Origin of the sequence: Prevotella melaninogenica, assembly GCF_018127925.1 — a bacterium.
Classification (GTDB): domain Bacteria; phylum Bacteroidota; class Bacteroidia; order Bacteroidales; family Bacteroidaceae; genus Prevotella; species Prevotella melaninogenica_C.
Window position 1 is genome coordinate 178557 of the sequence record NZ_CP072347.1, and the last position, 17355, is coordinate 195911.

The window sequence follows — 17355 nt, forward strand, 5'->3', positions numbered from 1 at the left end:
AGATGAAGAAGATATTGAATACGATATGGGTAATGGGTGTGCTGACCCTTGCCGTGTTTTGCCTATCTGCTTGTGATAGGGAGTTGGATGTTCAGCAGTCTTATCCGTTTACGGTGGAGACAATGCCGGTTCAAAAGGACATCATAAGGGGGCAGACAGCTGAGATACGCTGCATGCTGAAGCGAGGCGGTGAGTTTGCCGACACTCGCTATACAATACGTTACTTCCAGTCTGATGGCAAGGGCTTGCTAAGAAATGACAATGGTACTGTCTTCAAGCCAAACGATCGCTATCCGCTGACGAAGGATGTGTTTCGCTTGTACTATACCTCGCTCTCATCTGATCGCCAGACGATTGATGTATACGTGGAGGATAGTTTCGGTAAGGTTCAGCAGCTGACCTTTAGTTTTAACAACGAACGAGAAGAAGGCAAGGACAAGCCTGCATCTTCACGCCACTAAGACTGTAATTGATGCGAACGATAAATTCTTTCATTTTACTTTGTGTATTCTGCCTGTTCTGTCAGCCGACCCTTGCTCAGCGGAGGGTGCGGCTGGCAGACTTGCCACCTTTTGAGCGTGCGGTAGTTGTTGTGAAATACTTTGAGGGTATGCACGGCTGGAAGAATTATCCGTATGTTGGCTATGGGCATCAGCTGCAGCCAAGAGAACGTTTCACGGCGGATATGACGGAACGGCAGGCGGACTCCCTGCTGCGTGCCGACCTTTGGAAATGCTTTGAACACTTCAAAGGGTATAGGAAAGATGCGTTACTGCTGACCTTGCTTGCCTACAATGTGGGCGCAGGGCGACTGCTTGGTTATGGTAAGCACCCCAAGAGTAGGCTGCTACGAAAGATAGAGGCAGGAGATAGGAATTTCTACCGTGAATTTGTCTCTTTCTGTCGATACAAGGGCAAAGTTCTCAGAGGACTTGTCAAACGACGAAAGGTGGAGTTTGCCCTGTTTTATATACCCTGATTTTCAAATACGCCTCTTGCTACATTTTTATGCTTGCAAGGGGCGTATTCTGCTCGTTTTATTCGTCTTCCTCGTTAAGAATGAGTAACTTTGCAGGAAAATTATTAAACTACATATTATGCTTCAAGGAGATAACATAACAATACGAAAGGTACACGGAATTGCGGATACTGACCTGCAGAAAATTAAAGCATTTCTACAAGGAGCAGTGTATTCTTGGTGTATAACTCGCAATGATGAATGGTTCTGTGCGAGGAATTTTATAGGAGGAGATAATTATTACTGGGAACATTATCCTTTGGGAATCCTCTATTTTCGTCATATAGATGCAGGTTATGACCATGATTATGCTTTTGACCAGGCTGCAAAAGATGCCGGTAAGATATTGAAAAGTGTTCTGCAAGAAGATAATCGGCTCTTTGAAACTGAGGGCGGTTATACTCGCCGTTATCGTTGGAAGAAACAATAAAATATAAAATGGTAGCTATAGCATAAGTGTACACCTCTTCCCATTCCGAACAGAGAAGTTAAGCCTTATTGCGCCAATGGTACTACACTAAGTGGAAGAGTAGGTCGCTGCCAACGTCCACTAAATGAGTTCGGGACGTAAAACCAATAACGGTAGAACTCTTTATTTTAATGAATTATCTAAAATGAAGAAAATTGTATTTTTCAGAAAGTAGGTGATTGATTTAAGTAAAAAACTTAGTCAATCCCTACAAGGATTGTCCTCTGACAAGTCTGTGATGATTGTATGTAGCAATATAATTCCACTAATTGTCGGACTCTTTAATCCAATAGCAGGTATAATAGCTACGGCTGTTGTAATGTGCTATTAGTTGTATAACAGCAAGGATGCCAATAAGAAGGTTGTGATAGTATCTAACAATATGATTCCTCTGATTGTTGGTTTGATAAATCCAATAGCAGGTATAATATCAACAATGATTTTGACTTGCTTTTAGTTGTTTAACAACAAAAAAGGAACAGATTAAGTTTCCGGAGCGGAGCAACGTGTTTGTTCCGCTTTTTTCATAAGATACCTCAATTCCGCAGTATTTTTTCTTGTGAGAAAATTTTATATGTTGAAATGTCTTTTTGGGGCTCTATATGTTGATATGAGGTGCGTCGGTGTTTCTTGGGTCTTTTCTAAGCATACAATCCCCCTCCCAAACCAATGGGGAAGTATGATAACCACAAAGAAATACTGTTTATTCAATGAAGACTTCAGCGTAGTAGGTTTTATTTGTATATAGGTTCAGAACGGCCTTCCAGCGCGCACCCATTTTGCTGGCACGCTGACAAAATACAGGATAAAGGCTTTCAGCCTGCTTGTCTTTTTCAATGGCTTGACCTTATCGCTGATATGACGGACGAAATAGAGATAGAAGTTCTTCGGCATGGCGGTAACCATCATGAAAACCATGTTCTCAGCCATAAAGGAAAAGGGCAGATGCGACCATCCGAAGTCATTATTCTGTATGTCGAAGTTCTTTTCGCTTGCTCCACGCTCATTATAAAATGTAATGATGTCTTTCTCGGTAAACATCTAGTTATTGGTAAGTATACAGCGGTATGTGTATATAACTCCGAAGATATCTGTCTGTTGCTTGCCATCCTTGTCTTTCAAAGCCCAACTTTGAGAAAACGTCCATAATATGATAAATTCCACCGAAAGAAGTGATATTCTCGTTTTTAATTGCTACCTTTGCTATGTTAGTTTTTTGCTTACTTGTTATGTTTGCAGCACCAAGATAGGTGAAATTTCTGACATATCCAAGTGTTTTGAGAACTTTGTTTCTCAGACACTTGGAGTTCTCATAAGAATTTATGCTGCGGAATTAAGGTATAACTAATTTTATACAAATAATGATTCAAAGATTTTTTCACCCAATAGGCCAGGGGGCCTTTTACTCCGAAAGACACACGTTTTGCAATATCAATATCGTGTATGATTGTGGTACGACAGACCCAAGTTCACAAGCCAAACAAAGAGTAGTAAGTCAGAGTTTTAGAAAAGATGATGTAATTCACATTCTCTTTATCTCTCATTTTGACAAAGACCATATCTCATTGATAGATACATTGAAGAAAGCGGTCAAGAGAATTGAGAGGGTTGTGATACCGCTTCTTCATGATGAAGAAAAGGATTTCCTATCCGGAATATATTGGGCTTTAGGGGAAAGCCGTTTAGCAAATTTGGTGAGCAATCCAAATGAATTCTTTGGAGAAGAAACTAAGATTATTGAAGTACAACCAAGCTCTGATACGGAGATAGGAGAAATCTCCTCCTTGAATGTGTCAGAAATAGATGAGCCTAGAACAGAAATACCAAGCGGAACTCCGCTGACCATAAAAGGTTTCAACGATTATTGGGTGTACATTCCCTTTAATTATGAGTATAAAAATAGGAACAACCAGTTTCTATCTGAATTGCAAAAAGAAGGTATTGATGTCGGCAGATTGAAAATGGACCCCTATTACATTCTTGAGGAAAATGAGAAAATAAAGAATATCTATAAGAGCAAGGAGATTAGCGGTAACATTAACGAAAACTCGATGTTCTTATATTCAGGACCATCCTGTAAAAAATTAGGCATACATTTTGGGAGAATGAAATACTATTGTAAAGACTTTTTTAGATGTTGTTTTGATTATCTCTCCCATCCTTGCCATTCACATAGAGTTGCTTGTCTATACACTGGTGATGGTGATTTGAATAAAGTGAAGGTTAGAACTATATACAGAACATATTGGGACTTAATAGGAACTATACAAATTCCTCATCATGGAAGTTCGGCATCGTTTAATGCAGACGCCCTTGACAATGTATGTTTCCTATGCCCTATCTCTGTAGGAAACGAAAATTCTTATGGACATCCCTCTCAAAAGGTTATTAGTGAGATACTCTTAAAAAGAAGTTGTCCTATACTTGTAACAGAGAATGTGGATAGTACTTTCGTTGAAATAATTAAATGCTAACTATTGGAAGCTCCGAATAATAACGAACGAAATAATATGATTGTTTTGCTCGTTTTTTATCTACAAGTGTAAAACAATACTCCGTTAATTTTTATGCTGCATCAGCAGCGAAACTAAATATATCATTTATCTTTTCTTTATTAATGGCGTGTTCGGGTTTTTCTCGAACACGTCAATAATTCGTTGCGCGTAATAGGCATTGCTCATCTTCGCTTTAAGGCGACCGATGGACGTACCAAGTTCCTTGCGCATAATTTTCGCCACATTGAGTGCTGTGAATGAAGAGAGAGCCAAAAATACTTCCATAACAGAATGTTTTGCCGCTACTTCCACGTTTGCCCAATACAGATTCGGTAAGTTTTTCAAAGTCCAACTTTGAGAAAACGTCCATGATATGATAAATTCCACCGAAGGAAGTGATATTCTCGTTTTTAATTACTACCTTTGGCATGTCAGATTTTTGCTTACTTGTTATGTTTGCAGCACCAAGATAGGTGAAATTTCTGACATATCCAAGTGTTTTGAAAACTTTGTTTCTCAGACACTTGGAGTTCTCACAAGAATTTATGCTGCGGAATTAAGGTCTCTTTGAAACAAGCAGGCGACCAAAAGAAAAGAAGCAAAAGAATGTCTCTGACAAAATGTCATATTTTTATCTTTCTGGCATTTTTTTTGCAAAGAAAATACGCAATTCAAACAATTATCAATCTCATGAATCAATATTGCAGAACCGAAAAAATGAGAGGGCTCAATCCGGACACTTATGTTTATAAGTATATCCGATTGGAGTATTTGCTTTCAATGCTGAAAGACCAAAAACTCCGTGTAGACAAAGTGAGTACATGGGAGGACCCTTATGAGAACTTTTTTATGAAAGAAGATTTCTATACTTATGCTTCTTTCTACAAAAATAATGTCTCAATAAGTACTGAAGATATCTCAAAACGACTATATGGACAGAGCTGGACACTTAAAGAGGAGTCTGATGCTATGTGGCGTATATATTCTAGCAAAGAAGGGAGGATAAAGGAAAAAGCTGTTAAGGTAAAAATAAAAGTAGATTCTCTTTTCAGTCTTGTATATACTGAAGACCACTGTATGGCAACAACAAGTATTGGAGAAGTGCAATATAAAACAGCAAATGAAATCGAAGAATGGAGAAACAGTTTGGAGAAGAAGAATCCCTCTATTGATTTCCCTAAGTTTTCAGAAAAATGTCTGTTTATGAAACGAGATTCTTTCCAGCATGAAGAAGAGGTGCGAATAATAATATCCGAGGCTACGGATAAGCCTGTAAAAGACTTCCTTGAATTTGATATTCCTAATATTAATATTTTTGAAGAATTCATATTAGATCCACGTCTTAATCAGGAGGATATTAAGGAAGCTATTCAGTTGATTTCTGGTTGTGGAGTTAAGAAAGAGCTGATAGAACGTTCTATATTGTATGATTTTGTTCCCAAATCTATCAAACTATAGAAGTTATAACCTTTAGAGTTGAGGGTGTGTCAAAATGCAAATACCATTTTGAAAATCTTACAGTTTGAAACAATCCAATTAAATATGACCATTTTTGTACTCGGTTTTGAGTAAAGAAATGATCTTTTCTTTGTCTTTAAAAGAATCCTACTTATAGATTGAAAGTTGTCAAGTTATTATTTTGCTTTTTGACACATCCTCTTTTTGAATAACGGAATATTATCGTGCGGAACCTAGATTATACGCGAGTTCGGGATAAAAAAAGCTTGAAAAAGTTGGTAATCTCGTCAAAAATTCGTATCCTTATAGGTGAAAATCAATAGATTACAAGATTTTTGAACGATGATTACCAAGGACAAATTTACTGAAATTTTCTGTATAACAATAGTCCGTTAAATATTATACTGCATCATCAGCGAAACTAAATATATCATTTATCCTTTCTTTATTTAATGGCGTGTTCGGGCTTTTCTCGAACGCGTCAATAATTCGTTGCGTGTAATAGGCATTAATCATCTTCGCTTTAAGGCGACCGATGGACGTACCAAGTTCCTTGCACATAATTTTCGCCACATTGAGTGCTGTGAATGAAGAGAGAGAGCCGAAAATACTTCCATGGCTGAATGCTTTGCCGCTACTTCCACGTTTGCCCAATACAGATTTGGTAAGTTTTTCAAAGCCCAACTTTGAGAAAACGTCCATAAATGATAAATTCCACCGAAAGAAGTGATATTCTCGTTTTTAATAGCTATCTTTGCCATGTCAGTTTTTTGCTTACTTGTTATGTTTGCAGCACCAAGATAGGTGAAAATTCTGACATATCCAAGTGTTTTGAGAACTTTGTTTTTCAGGCACTTGGAGTTCTCACAAGAATTTATGCTGCGGAATTAAGGAATTTTATGTATTACCATAACTTAATACTTGTTCAAGATAAAATGAATGAAATCATCGAATATATTTTAGGAAAAGAGAATCTTCTTTTGGATATCTTCACCATTGTTTTCACTGTTATGTATTCATTATCTGTAATTCGCTTGTTAGGAAAGCTGAAAGCTCGAAAATTAGAACGGAAAAAGATATTTATTAATACTTTTATTAAGGGTATATCAGATAATACTATTGCAAATTCAACTGATTTATTGAATATATATTCTGGAATAACAAAATTGAGTCCCGAAGATTTAACAAACAGACAGGACTTAAATAAATGGCTTAGGGAGATTCTTGCTAAACTTATAAATAAAGAAGTTGGACAGGATTTAGTACAAGATAAAGTAATAGAAATAAAGGAAAAAATTACGAATTTCATTAAAGAAAACGAAACCACTAATCCTTATACAGACTTGCCAGATACAGAGCGAAGTATAATTAATGATTTGAGTGCATTTAATAAGTTAGGTGACCAAAATTCTATAAATAGAAAACTAAGCGAATTGAGTAGTGTTATTATTACTAGACATGAACAACAGAAGAAAATTGAAAATTTGAATAAATGGTCTATTCCGTTAGCAATTATAGGAATGGTTTTGACTATCATATTTGGGATTTTATCTATAATCTAACGTTAGTTTGATTAATTTGAACAAGTCTTGACTATTACAATTAATTCAATTTACCAAATTATTAACAACAATGTTTTCATCGAGTTCACGTCAAATATGTACTTTTTGATTATCGATTAAAGTATTTGGTATGCAAATAGAGTTTTGCAGAGTTCAATATTATAGAGATTTCGTAATCAAATGAGTAGTGATATCCTTGGGTACATGAGAACCACCACAGAAGTAGATACTCATGAGAGAACGGATGATTTCGCTGTACTGATAACCGAACGATCTACACCTTAGACCGAGGGTGGAGTCAAATTGCTCCATGATTGAAAATAATCCCCCAAAAGGAGTGAGTCTCTCAGATTTAATTTGTATCTTCGCCATGTCTATCGTCGGATCCTCTTGTTTTTTGCAACACTAAGATAAGTGAAAATTCTGACATGGCAAAATCCTGAGCAACTTTTTGTTGCTCAAGTACTTAAAAAGTTTAATTTATAATAGTGTTGCGGAATTAAGAAAAAATATGAATTCACAGTTTCCAATACTTGCATTAAACAGTAACATTACGCAGCTCATCAAAAAAATCCCTTCCGGTGGCATTTTAGAAAATATCAAGGAAGGACTTAACAATGAAATTCGTTTTATAGACCAAGATTGTCCTATTTCAGATGTTGCTAAAATAGTAAAGTTTTCAATGGATGGAAAAAGTTATGTTAGCCTGTCTGCAGCATACTGTCAATATCTATGGCTAATGTGCAGCATAATTATAAGAGAAATGGATTTATCTGTGGTTATGGAGGAGTGCAAACGATGTGGTGTTACTTTAGAGCAATTTATAGAAGGCACAAAGCAAGCGGTAAGTCTTTCTCAAGAACAAGTTTTGGAACAGATTCCTTTAGAATATAAAGGGATAAATATAGAACAGTATATTGATTACTTAAAACGAATTCCTGAACTATTAAATATCGAAGAGTTTTGTAAACTACAAAAATATTATATAAAATTATTGGTCGAATTGATGGGGCAAGAAACGTTTAATTTAGGGAATTTCAGTTAATTCCCTCTTAGAGCTCTCCAAGGCAGCCAAAAACTGCATTCTTTTCCTTGGAGAAGGTCCCAGAAAAAGAATATGCTGTGTTATTTGTTCAAAAATCTCAAATAATGAGTCATATGAGCACACCTGCCCTTTCCATACTATCTATGGACTTGTAAAATTATCCTTAAGTTTTATTAGGCAGCCTTCTTCACCCTCCGAGCCATCTCCCTTGCGGCAAGAATGGCAGCATTTGCTGTATGGATTCCGAAGAAGAGTAGTAGCCTCTCGCTAAACATATTGCGTGCCTTGATGCGTCCAAGGCTATAGTGTTGCTTTTGATTTCCAAAGCTACCCTCCATTACCGTAGCTCTGAGGTTTCCAATAATCTTTCTCGCTGTCTTGAGACATTCAGCTTCTTCTTTGGGTCTTGGACCTTTTCTAGTGAAACAGGTCGTTATGCCTTTTTCTGTACACATAGTGCGGTTGGCATTGTTGGCGTATATGGAATCGGCACCTACACGCTTGACTTTGATTCCCGTCAAAGATTCTTGATATTCTATACATAGCTTAAGACGGACACCCTCGTTGAATGCCTCAAAGCTGTGGTGCTCTATGAATGATATGCCGTCTATCTGTATGTTGTTGACCTTTGCCCCAAACTCTACACGCTTGTTTTCCTTGCCTCTGACAATAGGACGGAGGTAGGGGCGGTCGATGCTGACGATACGGTGCTTGACTTCCTTGCCGGAGAATAGTTCTGACTGTTGGAGGCATACCTCACGCACAGCGGACAGCCGCTTTTCTTGTTCTGCCGACAGACAGATGCAAGGACTGTACTGTTTACGCAGACGATTCCATTGGGACAGGAGTTTGGACAGAAGCCTCAGGAGTCTTCTCCTGAGCTTGCGCGTGGACGAGGCTGTGTGCTTGCGCTGCTTAGCGTATGCAAGCCTGGCCTTGTCAATATTATTATACTTGCTTCTCGGAATACGCTCTGAGAGGTGTTTACACTCGGAGACCAGCAGAGTGTGAAGCCAATAACAACACTCCCAGAGCAGCTTGATATCCGTAGGAAAACGCAGGTAGCTCTCGTAACAGGTTGCATCCGTCAAGCACAGGTCTTTGTCTTTAAGGTTGTCTTTCCATTTGGCATACAATATGCCCTGAAAGCTGTCTATGTCAAGAAACTGACCAAGACGATTGCGTATGGCACTTACAATCTTTCCATCCTTGATGGGACAGGAGGGGTCTATCAGAACACCACAGAACATCTGCATGTGGATGCTTCCGTTAAGCATTTCTATCAGACCATCGTCAGACAGACCTGTGTATGACTTAAGGAACATTAGGGCTATTTCTCCTTCACCCGAGAAAAGAGGCTTTTTGCCTCGCTTGCTCTTATGGCTAAGGTTCGTATACTCTGCTGCCAACTCCTTTAGTGGGAGCTGGGAATGAATGCGTCCAAGTTCGCTTTGTGCAAAGCTTTCACGATAGCTCTGTAAAAAATCGAACTCTGTAAAGGGCAAAGTTGGTGTTATATCAGAAATTTTTTGTATCTTCACGACGATTTATTTTAAGTTTTCCCCCGATTCTGCCCGTGATGGGTCGTTCGGGGGATTTTATGTAAAGGTACAAATAATATATTATGCTGACAAACAATTAGTTAGAAAAATTCTGAATATCCCTAATTTAGGTGATTTCTCTGCAATTGATGTCAATACACCGTATGGGGAGAAAATTAACTCTGTTTATTGCTTTGGAATTTGTTTTATTCTTCTACACGAGGTATCACATTTTGCTCTTGGGCATCTTGATAAAGTAAGCCCTGCTATACAAGATGAAGTAGAAGCAGACTTTTCATCTTTTGGGAGTATTTACTCTGACATATCTGAAAATGAAAAGTTTTCTGCAAATTGTGGGGTCCTTTGTGCTCTGTTCTCACTTCTTTACCTAAATCCAACAATTGAACCTGATAATATCCACCCCACAGAGGACGAGAGAATTTTTAAGGTCTATGAGTGTATAAAAAATGATAATCCAAAATACATAGTAATATTGGTTCAGTTTTTTAAGTATTGGGCAGAAATTTATCAGATAATCGATTTTCCTCCCAATCTACAAAACACAGAGGATTCCGTAGATAGGATTAAGGATTTTCTTACAGAGTATAAGAAGATAAAAGCGTGATATTATTGATGTTTCTGCGACTTTCTTTTGCTTCTTTTCTTTGGTCGCCTACTCGTTCAAAGAAAAAGAAAAGAAGCCACGCAAGTTTGAGGTTGCGTGGCTCATTGTGTTAGGATTTTTCAATAGTTTCAATTATCCGTTCTTCGGGGTGGGTATCAAAAGCCCAGTTGATTTGTTCATCGGGCAGGATGCTGTGTACTCCTCTGCCCATCACCATACCACAATCTTCAAGGATTTTACGCTCGGCTTCCTCTCGGTTTGTGGCTGCTACCTCAAATACTCCTTCAAAAATGTATTGGGTGCGTACTCTGTAAACATTCCTTTCCATATCTTCAAAATTCAGCAATGAGTAATCTGTGTTCCATTGGCTCACCATTGGATAACCTACGATGGGTGAGCCAAAAATGGTGCGCTCCGTAACCATAGACAAAGAACTTGTCAAGTTCCGTTTCTTGGGAGATTTGGAGGAGTGCGGTCTGCAATTCCTCCTTGTTCTCGGCTATGCTTATGGCGTTGATAACTCTCACGATAATATTGGGGATTTCGTCTGCCCAATTATGAATAATGTCTTCTATCTGTACTTTCATACTCCTTTATTTAATGGCTCATACTTTATGCGGTTGCTTTCATTCTTCGGCTTATAAGACCTCGATTAGCATTCACAAGGTTTACTATCTGCTCATGATATGCAGTATTCTTGTTGCACACCCCACGACTTTGCACCACTTCCAAAGTTCGTAAAGATACTTCAATGGTTTCTATTCGCTTGCCTTCAATGGTAGCCGAGAGGATAAGGGAGTCCTCCTTGAGGTAATAGGCGTTGGAAAATACGCAATGATGCATTGATACACCTTCTTCCAAATGCTCCTGCACGCTCTCTAATACGTGGACTTGGATAGTGCCGTCCGTGAAACAGATACCGAAAAACTTGGATTTAAGTTCCTTGAAGCGTTTCTCATCTTCGATTGCCTTCTGCTGCTTCTTTTCTATCTCCTCCCTTTCACGCACTCTGAGAAGTTCCTCGTGTCTGCGGTCGTGTTCGCCTTTAAGGTCTGTTGGGCATAAATATTTTGGATTATGAATATCCTTACCTAATCTTCTAAGTGTATCTACATAATCATTCCAAAGAGAAATGTCTGCTATCTCATAGCCGTTACGGACTGCAATCTTGTAAGATTGCCATAGTTCTTCAAAAGTTCTCTTGTTGCCAAGAAAGTAACGTAAATGCTCTGTGCGACCTGCTTTTAGCAATGTTTCCACTCGGCTGTCTGTAAGTAATGCAGGAATAAACTTAGTAGGCACGATGCCATAGAAATTATCCTTAAAACCATTTCTGCGAAGTATGTCTGTAACCTTGAACTTCGGATATATGGGTGAGTAGGCAATATGCTGATAGGCTTCATTATCGTTGCGTATCGCCATAGGACTATAATAGGAAAAGGTATCAACATAGTGTCCCAATACCCTCTGTATGGCAACCACAGCTTTTCGTCCCTGCATATTCCACCAATATTGCCCAATCTCAATTATAGAAGTCTGTGCTTTGTAACCTTTCTCCATACCCACAATAAGTAGGAACATACGTAATACTTGAAACTCTCCACAAGTGGTAAGTAAGGTGAAATACTGCTTCTGCTGCAACTTGCGCTCGTATGTTTCCTTGACCTGCAACTTTGCCCTGCAATGAGGGCAAGTGCAAGTTTCTCTATGTTTGTCCATTACCCAACTATGCCCACAATCCATACAAGTAGTGCGACCTTTTGGCAAGCGGTAGGCGAAGTGGTCTATGCACTCACGAAATGCCCACTTACTTTGTGTCGTGGTTATCGGGCGAAGATGCTTGCTTTGTTCCAAAACTGCCTTTTCAAATTTGTTTCTCGGTTTCATAGGCTTAAAAATCGAATAGTGATGGTTGTACTTGGGTTGTCGCGTTCTCAGTCTTTTTCACTCGTGCGTTACGGCTCTGTAACTTAGCAAGTTCCTCACGCTGATATTGCTTAATGGCTTCCTGCCTTGCTTCGGCTTTTTCTTCCTCTGTGAGTTCTACAATGTGATTGACGGCAACTTGGCAAGAAATAGCCTTACCCACCTCTATATCGTCTTCATCGTAGTAGTGAACAGCCATAGAGAAGATTTCATCATCATCAAAGCCGTTGCAACCGCTTTTCTGCACTTCATTAAGAATGTAGGTGATGCACTCCTCGATATTCTTGTTCGGTTTCATCAAGTTAGGGGCAAACAAGGGGTCTGTCATAGCACGCTGATTGAGATACTCGGCTATTGTCCGTGTGAAATGTTCTGTTCCTTTCATATTGCTTAGTATTTTGGGATTTCTACTATTTGATTGATACGCCCATATAGGTAGGCTCTTAGGCTTGTTCTGTCAGGTGCGTAATACTCTGTCCATTGTCCGTACTGATTGACAAGATATTTCTTCAGTACATCAAAGAAGTCAAAGCGATAGCCTTGCAGTGGAACGGCTGTTCGGAAATAGGTGTTTGAGTTCACCGCTTCACATAGCCAATTCTTTTCCTCACGGCTCATCATTTCGCCACGATAGAGTTTCATACGCAGGAGATATACTTTGCTATTACAAAGGCTCTCCAACGGGGGAACGTCCCATTGTACAAACTTAATTGCCAACACTTGCTCACTTTTTTCAGCCGTAGGGTTAATGCGGTAATGAGAGGAGGAGCTATATCCTTTTTCTTTCATCGAAGATGTTGTATTTACTTTTTGCTTATCCATAGCGACATTTTTTTTATGCGTCCAAAGATCGGAGTATGCTGATTCCTTTTTGTAGCAAAATAGAGGTAGCGGGGTGGGCTTGCACAAGGTTTTGGCGGAAAATACAACCCGTAGGTGTGGAGATTTTCCAGACAAACCAAGCGGCACAGACCTTTTGCAAGCCACAAGCCCCGTACTACCTTTGCGGATAAAAAGGGAACAGCATCCGTCTCCTTGTCATCGCATATCGTGGAGCATTGGAAAAGAAGCAAAAGTGCAACGCTCGTAGTGGAAAATAGAAAAGGTGGCTATCTCAAAATACGAGATAACCACCTGATGAAATAAAATGAAAGTTTTTACAGAGCTATGCTTTTCAAAGCACGCAAAGCAGGATGGCACAGAGAATTGCCAGCCAGAAGAGAATGCTCAGCAGCGTAAACGTCACTTTTAGAATTACCCTGACTATAAAACGTAGTATCAGAAAACCTGCAATGACAGAGACGACAGTTACGACTTGCGGCGTTACCATCTTCGAGATAAGCCAAATGGCACCGATAACGATAGAAAGCAGGATAGTGAGTTCGATGAAGCGTGTCCAACCGAAGCGGTGGACTTGCTTGGGAGAAGTCGGCTGCTGCTTGTTCTTATCGGTTTTGTTCGATGCGTCTGCCTTGATGAAGGCAGGTGTGTGGACATCTTGATTCATAATGATTGTATTCATATCGGAGCTTTTTATAGTTCAAGAGCATTTACAAGAGGCGCAGACTACACAAAGACAAGTGTTTGTACAAACTCTTGTCGTGTGGAGTGGAGCGTTTATCTTGGCTCTTGACACTACAAAAGCTCCCGATGGTGCTACATCAAGTCATGTTCTCACCGCCTATCGTTGGCAGACCATTGACCTCAATGAGCAGAACGATTGTCCCTGTCAGTTCGGTGTAGAGTTTCTCATAATCTGGGCTTGCCCCAAAGTCGTCTGTCAGTTCGTACTTATTGAAAACGCTTTGCACAGCCTTATTCTTCAAAAGTATTGGTGTTAGTCTTTCTGGAAGAGGAGAAGGGAGTTCTTTCTCGAACTCATTCTCTAAAACTGAAACAAGGGTGTCGTACTTGGAGAAATGCAGTCCTTGATACAGAACTTCGCTTGCCTTCGTCTCCGCCTCGGGATGAGAAAAGCCTTGTGCCACTGCATCGCAGTAGGTAGTAAGGGCTTCGTCGGCTCTTGCCGTTATGAATGGTTTGTCACTCAGCATTTCGGGGAAATGCTCACTGAGATAATTCTCTAATTTCAAACGGAAGTAAGATAGTTCTTTCTTTGTTTCCATAATCGTCTATTATTTTAGGGTTATACATTAATATATTATATGCCCATGGCTGTATTAAACTTACTGAGCTTTCCAGCCAGTTCTTCCATGTCACGTTCAACTTTCTTGTTTGTTATTCGTGCATAAATCTGAGTTATTCTGATATTTGTATGTCCAAGCATCTTTGATACAGACTCCATTGGTACCCCTTTGGATATAGACATAGTGGCGAAAGTATGCCTTGCCATGTGGAAGGTCAGATTCTTTTTTATGCCACAAAGGTCGGCAATTTCTTTCAAATATGAGTTGATACGCTGGTTGCTCAACATAGGAAAGACTTTCCCCCCTTTTCTATTGATGTCGTAGTACCTTCTTATAATGGCAAGTGGAATGTCCAGTAACATGACGTTTTCATCTACGCTTGTCTTGTATCTCTTGGTGATAAGCCATTGTCTGTCTTCTACGGTAACAATTTTATCGTAGGTAAGATTATATACGTCAATGTAGGCTAATCCCGTGAAGCAGGAAAAAATAAAAATATTCTTTACTAACTCCAGCCGTTCTATGTCAAAGTGCTTCTTCATAATACGGAGTACCTCTTCTTCTGTGAGGTAGCCACGATCTACCAATTCATAGCGCAGCTTGTGATTCGCAAATGGATCATGCATGATAAGTCCTCTGTTCCTCGCATAGTTCACGACCGTTTTCAGGTTTCTCAATTTCTTGGTGGTTGTGTTATGCACACCACCTACAACAGATGTAAGGTATAATTCGAAGTCCTGAACAACGGCACTTGTCAGTTCTGTCAGTCCAATATCCTTGCGATGATACTTTGCTTGTAGGAAATCCTGAAAGTTCTGCCTCACCACCTTATACTTATAAAAAGTACCCTTAGTTAATGTCTTGCCAACTTGTTGTGTGATGGAGTCTATGTACTTGTCAAAGACTGGCAGAAAAGTTGTATATTCTTTGTCTGTACCAAGGAATACCGACCTGATAAGGTCTATGGAAAGTTCCTCTGATGTTTCATATTTCCTGTAAATCTGCATCAGCGTTGTTGTCAGTGCATCTATAGAAGCATTAATGGAGAGTGCTTCTGCTGTTCTGCCAATCATTCTGCTGGTTTTGTTACTCCACTTGGATTTATCCACAAAAATTTTAGTGGATCCAAGATTCGCCTTTTCGCCACCGAGATATATTCGGAGCATTACAGGTGATTTTCCTTCTTTGTTCTCATAGTTGGAACGTAGGTAGTAGGATACCTTGAAAGTTGTTTTCATAACGCATCATTTTAGTGTAGCTTTTTGGCTACAAAGTTCGACATAAGTTCTTGAAAACGAAAGTTTTGCATGCCGTCAATTTGATAGTCATTTTCCATTCATTGCTACATTTTTTTGAGAGCCTGCTTTTGTGTAGCAATTTCTGTAGCAGAAAATGACCGAATGATGACTATCAAAAGGTATAGTTTGGCAGTCAAACGGATATGGATAAAAAACAAAAAATCGCTGTAAAACCTTGATTTTACAGCGATTATCCTTGTTTTGAAGGCTAAAATGACGTATTGTTTGACGTCCTTTTGAAACCTATTTGTGGACCAGCCTGGGCTTGAACCAGGGACCTCCAGATTATGAGTCTCCAATTTAAAGTACAATAATTTATTGATTATCAGTTGTTTATTTCACTCTTTGTTGGTGTATAAATCAACAATAAACCAACAAAATCATTTTCAGCTATCTATTCATTTTACTTAGTATGGTTGACCCACAAGAAGTAATATAATAGAGCTGTTTATTTGTAGTTTGAAATTTACTCAAGTATTTTTTCATTTATTACGATAGGATTATCTTCGGAGTCCAAGGAACTATCTAAATAGAAAATCTCTGAAAACTGATTTTTATTATACTCGAAATATAGTTTAACTCTTCTACATAATCTTAATTTTTTGTCATAACATAAGACTAATGATTTGTCCAAAGTCTTGAAAATAGAGGGATTGTCAATCTTTGAATTAATCAAGGTTTTGTGAGTTTCTGCAATCCACTGCTTCTTTTCATTTTCAGACATTTCATCTACCATCCATAAATCTTCCACACCAAGTATGTCGGGATTATCAAAGTGACTTAGTTCATTGATAATAGATGGGTGGATTAGATTGCTTTTTCTTTTTTCAACTTTGCATATTATTGTGTAGCCCCAATCTGCCCCCTCTTCACTTACTCTTATCTTAACTTCCTTACCCTGGTTATTTTTCTTTCTGTTCTGTTTCATCTGTTACAATATAGTTCTTGAAATCAAGAGTCCAATGGTGTTCAAGGAGAAAGGACATGCCCAATATACCATGAATTTGTATGCCACAATCCTTATGAATTTTCCCCATAGCTGCATTGGCATCAATTATCACCATTGGTATCTTATAATCTTTCTCTTCAAAGGAAAGATTTACTTCAACCATTTTTCCTTGTTGACTTTTGCCCTCAAAACCCATTAAATTATTTTGGGTGTTTAATGGCTTTATATCATCCTTAACAAACTCATATACATAGCTGAAAAGTATGTTGTGAGTAGAGCCTGTGTCAATAAGAAAACAAAGGTTTTTTATCTCTTTATTTGGTCCTTTCGATGAAATGATTAAAGGCATTCCAGCCTTAACCAATCCTGTGTGTAGTGGGAATATCATCTATTATGTTTTGATATTAATAACCATACAGCTTCCTATCTCTGATTTGGTCTTGTTGTTGTATTTGTCCTTTAATAAACTCTTCAATAGTAGCTATCATATTATTCTGTGGGAAACCATCAGGAAAAGTCCAATTCTGCTTTTGAAAGCCAAGCAAAGGAACTTCCCCCTTAAACTTTACTTCTAAAGTATTCCCAACATAATCAAGACTCCAAGTAGCACCTCTACCTGCAAGTATTACAGAGTCTTTGGTTACTTTCGCCACTTTAAAAGTCCCCCCATCTTGTAGGTAATCCACAAAATCCTCATATTTTTTGAGCATGCCACCATATTTCGTAACATTCTCTTTAACATTACTATTATACTCACTATTGATTTTATACACAATAAAACCAATTACCACTAAAACTGCTATTATCCACATAACTTGTTTA

General features: G+C 38.6%; 21 protein-coding genes, 1 rRNA gene and 3 pseudogenes. 9 read left to right on the plus strand and 16 right to left on the minus strand.

Features of this window, described 5'->3' with window-relative positions; translation table 11 throughout:
- Positions 1–2: 2 nt before the first annotated feature.
- The 4 genes from J4861_RS00735 (at position 3) to rrf (ending at position 1564) form a co-directional block, all read left to right on the plus strand.
- Positions 3–461 carry a DUF3872 domain-containing protein gene (locus J4861_RS00735; RefSeq protein WP_211816300.1) on the plus strand — a complete coding sequence of 153 codons (459 nt, stop codon included), beginning with the start codon at positions 3–5 and terminating at the stop codon, positions 459–461.
- Positions 462–472: 11 nt separating this feature from the next.
- Complete coding sequence (locus J4861_RS00740) at positions 473–979, plus strand: glycoside hydrolase family protein (protein WP_211816301.1); 507 nt, start codon at positions 473–475, stop codon at positions 977–979.
- A gap of 118 nt (positions 980–1097) precedes the next feature.
- Positions 1098–1448, plus strand: coding sequence for a hypothetical protein (locus J4861_RS00745; protein WP_009012708.1), 351 nt, complete (start codon positions 1098–1100; stop codon positions 1446–1448).
- 7 nt (positions 1449–1455) lie between these two features.
- Positions 1456–1564, plus strand: a 5S ribosomal RNA gene (gene rrf, locus J4861_RS00750).
- 626 nt (positions 1565–2190) lie between these two features.
- Here the strand turns inward: rrf and J4861_RS00755 are convergent.
- Positions 2191–2609, minus strand: a pseudogene (locus tag J4861_RS00755) (IS1380 family transposase); the annotation flags it as partial.
- Between the two features lie 239 nt (positions 2610–2848).
- Between J4861_RS00755 and J4861_RS00760 the strand changes: the two are divergent.
- Positions 2849–3961, plus strand: a complete 1113-nt coding sequence (locus tag J4861_RS00760; RefSeq protein ID WP_211816302.1) for a ComEC/Rec2 family competence protein — start codon at positions 2849–2851, stop codon at positions 3959–3961.
- 259 nt (positions 3962–4220) lie between these two features.
- Here J4861_RS00760 and J4861_RS00765 read toward each other — a convergent pair.
- A pseudogene (locus J4861_RS00765) lies at positions 4221–4412 on the minus strand (hypothetical protein); the annotation flags it as partial.
- A 176-nt stretch (positions 4413–4588) separates the two neighbouring features.
- Here J4861_RS00765 and J4861_RS00770 point away from each other — a divergent pair.
- Positions 4589–5440 (plus strand): DUF2971 domain-containing protein, encoded by an 852-nt coding sequence (locus tag J4861_RS00770; RefSeq protein ID WP_211816303.1) that lies wholly within the window; start codon positions 4589–4591, stop codon positions 5438–5440.
- Positions 5441–5839: 399 nt separating this feature from the next.
- Here the strand turns inward: J4861_RS00770 and J4861_RS00775 are convergent, their stop codons facing one another.
- Entirely contained in the window at positions 5840–6142 is a 303-nt protein-coding gene (locus J4861_RS00775; protein WP_211816660.1) for a hypothetical protein, read from the minus strand.
- Between the two features lie 233 nt (positions 6143–6375).
- Between J4861_RS00775 and J4861_RS00780 the strand changes: the two genes are divergently transcribed.
- Positions 6376–7002 (plus strand): hypothetical protein, encoded by a 627-nt coding sequence (locus tag J4861_RS00780; protein ID WP_226893212.1) that lies wholly within the window; start codon positions 6376–6378, stop codon positions 7000–7002.
- Between the two features lie 174 nt (positions 7003–7176).
- Here the strand turns inward: J4861_RS00780 and J4861_RS00785 are convergent.
- A pseudogene (locus J4861_RS00785) lies at positions 7177–7374 on the minus strand (IS1380 family transposase); the annotation flags it as partial.
- Between the two features lie 139 nt (positions 7375–7513).
- Here J4861_RS00785 and J4861_RS00790 point away from each other — a divergent pair.
- A complete protein-coding gene (locus tag J4861_RS00790) occupies positions 7514–8047 on the plus strand; it encodes a hypothetical protein (RefSeq protein ID WP_249110757.1) in 534 nt (177 codons plus the stop codon).
- Positions 8048–8220: 173 nt separating this feature from the next.
- Here the strand turns inward: J4861_RS00790 and J4861_RS00795 are convergent, their stop codons facing one another.
- A complete protein-coding gene (locus tag J4861_RS00795; RefSeq protein ID WP_211815910.1) occupies positions 8221–9588 on the minus strand; it encodes a transposase in 1368 nt (455 codons plus the stop codon).
- Positions 9589–9763: 175 nt separating this feature from the next.
- On the opposite strand from J4861_RS00795, the gene J4861_RS00800 reads away from it, so the two are divergent.
- Positions 9764–10213 carry a phage exclusion protein Lit family protein gene (locus J4861_RS00800; RefSeq protein ID WP_282958344.1) on the plus strand — a complete coding sequence of 150 codons (450 nt, stop codon included), beginning with the start codon at positions 9764–9766 and terminating at the stop codon, positions 10211–10213.
- 109 nt (positions 10214–10322) lie between these two features.
- Here J4861_RS00800 and J4861_RS00805 read toward each other — a convergent pair whose 3' ends face one another.
- The 11 genes from J4861_RS00805 to J4861_RS00855 form a co-directional block, all read right to left on the minus strand.
- Positions 10323–10541: a hypothetical protein gene (locus tag J4861_RS00805; RefSeq protein WP_044046100.1), complete on the minus strand. Its 219-nt coding sequence runs from the start codon at positions 10539–10541 to the stop codon at positions 10323–10325.
- 4 nt (positions 10542–10545) lie between these two features.
- A complete protein-coding gene (locus J4861_RS00810; protein WP_211816305.1) occupies positions 10546–10800 on the minus strand; it encodes a hypothetical protein in 255 nt (84 codons plus the stop codon).
- Between the two features lie 25 nt (positions 10801–10825).
- A complete protein-coding gene (locus J4861_RS00815; protein WP_211816306.1) occupies positions 10826–12100 on the minus strand; it encodes a PcfJ domain-containing protein in 1275 nt (424 codons plus the stop codon).
- A gap of 4 nt (positions 12101–12104) precedes the next feature.
- A complete protein-coding gene (locus J4861_RS00820) occupies positions 12105–12524 on the minus strand; it encodes a PcfK-like family protein (RefSeq protein WP_004343791.1) in 420 nt (139 codons plus the stop codon).
- Between the two features lie 5 nt (positions 12525–12529).
- Positions 12530–12961: a hypothetical protein gene (locus J4861_RS00825; RefSeq protein WP_211816307.1), complete on the minus strand. Its 432-nt coding sequence runs from the start codon at positions 12959–12961 to the stop codon at positions 12530–12532.
- A 352-nt stretch (positions 12962–13313) separates the two neighbouring features.
- Entirely contained in the window at positions 13314–13661 is a 348-nt protein-coding gene (locus tag J4861_RS00830; RefSeq protein ID WP_211816308.1) for a hypothetical protein, read from the minus strand.
- Positions 13662–13800: 139 nt separating this feature from the next.
- Complete coding sequence (locus J4861_RS00835; RefSeq protein WP_211816309.1) at positions 13801–14265, minus strand: DUF1896 domain-containing protein; 465 nt, start codon at positions 14263–14265, stop codon at positions 13801–13803.
- 35 nt (positions 14266–14300) lie between these two features.
- A complete protein-coding gene (locus tag J4861_RS00840; protein ID WP_211816310.1) occupies positions 14301–15524 on the minus strand; it encodes a site-specific integrase in 1224 nt (407 codons plus the stop codon).
- A gap of 526 nt (positions 15525–16050) precedes the next feature.
- The gene (locus J4861_RS00845) at positions 16051–16512 is read right to left on the minus strand and encodes a hypothetical protein (RefSeq protein ID WP_211816311.1); all 462 of its coding nucleotides are present in this window, start codon (positions 16510–16512) and stop codon (positions 16051–16053) included.
- Complete coding sequence (locus J4861_RS00850; protein WP_211816312.1) at positions 16487–16921, minus strand: retropepsin-like aspartic protease; 435 nt, start codon at positions 16919–16921, stop codon at positions 16487–16489. Before J4861_RS00850 ends, J4861_RS00845 begins: the two co-directional genes overlap by 26 nt.
- A 16-nt stretch (positions 16922–16937) precedes the next feature.
- The gene (locus J4861_RS00855) at positions 16938–17345 is read right to left on the minus strand and encodes a hypothetical protein (protein WP_211816313.1); all 408 of its coding nucleotides are present in this window, start codon (positions 17343–17345) and stop codon (positions 16938–16940) included.
- Positions 17346–17355 lie beyond the last annotated feature (10 nt).

Coding starts and splice junctions, on each gene's coding strand:
- J4861_RS00845 (WP_211816311.1), bottom strand. CDS start 16,512: ATGAAACAGAACAGAAAGAAAAATAACCAGGGTAAGGAAGTTAAGATA.
- J4861_RS00775 (WP_211816660.1), bottom strand. CDS start 6,142: ATGGACGTTTTCTCAAAGTTGGGCTTTGAAAAACTTACCAAATCTGTA.
- J4861_RS00760 (WP_211816302.1), top strand. CDS start 2,849: ATGATTCAAAGATTTTTTCACCCAATAGGCCAGGGGGCCTTTTACTCC.
- J4861_RS00835 (WP_211816309.1), bottom strand. CDS start 14,265: ATGGAAACAAAGAAAGAACTATCTTACTTCCGTTTGAAATTAGAGAAT.
- J4861_RS00770 (WP_211816303.1), top strand. CDS start 4,589: ATGTCTCTGACAAAATGTCATATTTTTATCTTTCTGGCATTTTTTTTG.
- J4861_RS00850 (WP_211816312.1), bottom strand. CDS start 16,921: ATGATATTCCCACTACACACAGGATTGGTTAAGGCTGGAATGCCTTTA.
- J4861_RS00815 (WP_211816306.1), bottom strand. CDS start 12,100: ATGAAACCGAGAAACAAATTTGAAAAGGCAGTTTTGGAACAAAGCAAG.
- J4861_RS00820 (WP_004343791.1), bottom strand. CDS start 12,524: ATGAAAGGAACAGAACATTTCACACGGACAATAGCCGAGTATCTCAAT.
- J4861_RS00735 (WP_211816300.1), top strand. CDS start 3: ATGAAGAAGATATTGAATACGATATGGGTAATGGGTGTGCTGACCCTT.
- J4861_RS00810 (WP_211816305.1), bottom strand. CDS start 10,800: ATGAAAGTACAGATAGAAGACATTATTCATAATTGGGCAGACGAAATC.
- J4861_RS00740 (WP_211816301.1), top strand. CDS start 473: ATGCGAACGATAAATTCTTTCATTTTACTTTGTGTATTCTGCCTGTTC.
- J4861_RS00805 (WP_044046100.1), bottom strand. CDS start 10,541: ATGGAAAGGAATGTTTACAGAGTACGCACCCAATACATTTTTGAAGGA.
- J4861_RS00745 (WP_009012708.1), top strand. CDS start 1,098: ATGCTTCAAGGAGATAACATAACAATACGAAAGGTACACGGAATTGCG.
- J4861_RS00840 (WP_211816310.1), bottom strand. CDS start 15,524: ATGAAAACAACTTTCAAGGTATCCTACTACCTACGTTCCAACTATGAG.
- J4861_RS00825 (WP_211816307.1), bottom strand. CDS start 12,961: ATGGATAAGCAAAAAGTAAATACAACATCTTCGATGAAAGAAAAAGGA.
- J4861_RS00780 (WP_226893212.1), top strand. CDS start 6,376: ATGAATGAAATCATCGAATATATTTTAGGAAAAGAGAATCTTCTTTTG.
- J4861_RS00790 (WP_249110757.1), top strand. CDS start 7,514: ATGAATTCACAGTTTCCAATACTTGCATTAAACAGTAACATTACGCAG.
- J4861_RS00855 (WP_211816313.1), bottom strand. CDS start 17,345: ATGTGGATAATAGCAGTTTTAGTGGTAATTGGTTTTATTGTGTATAAA.
- J4861_RS00830 (WP_211816308.1), bottom strand. CDS start 13,661: ATGAATACAATCATTATGAATCAAGATGTCCACACACCTGCCTTCATC.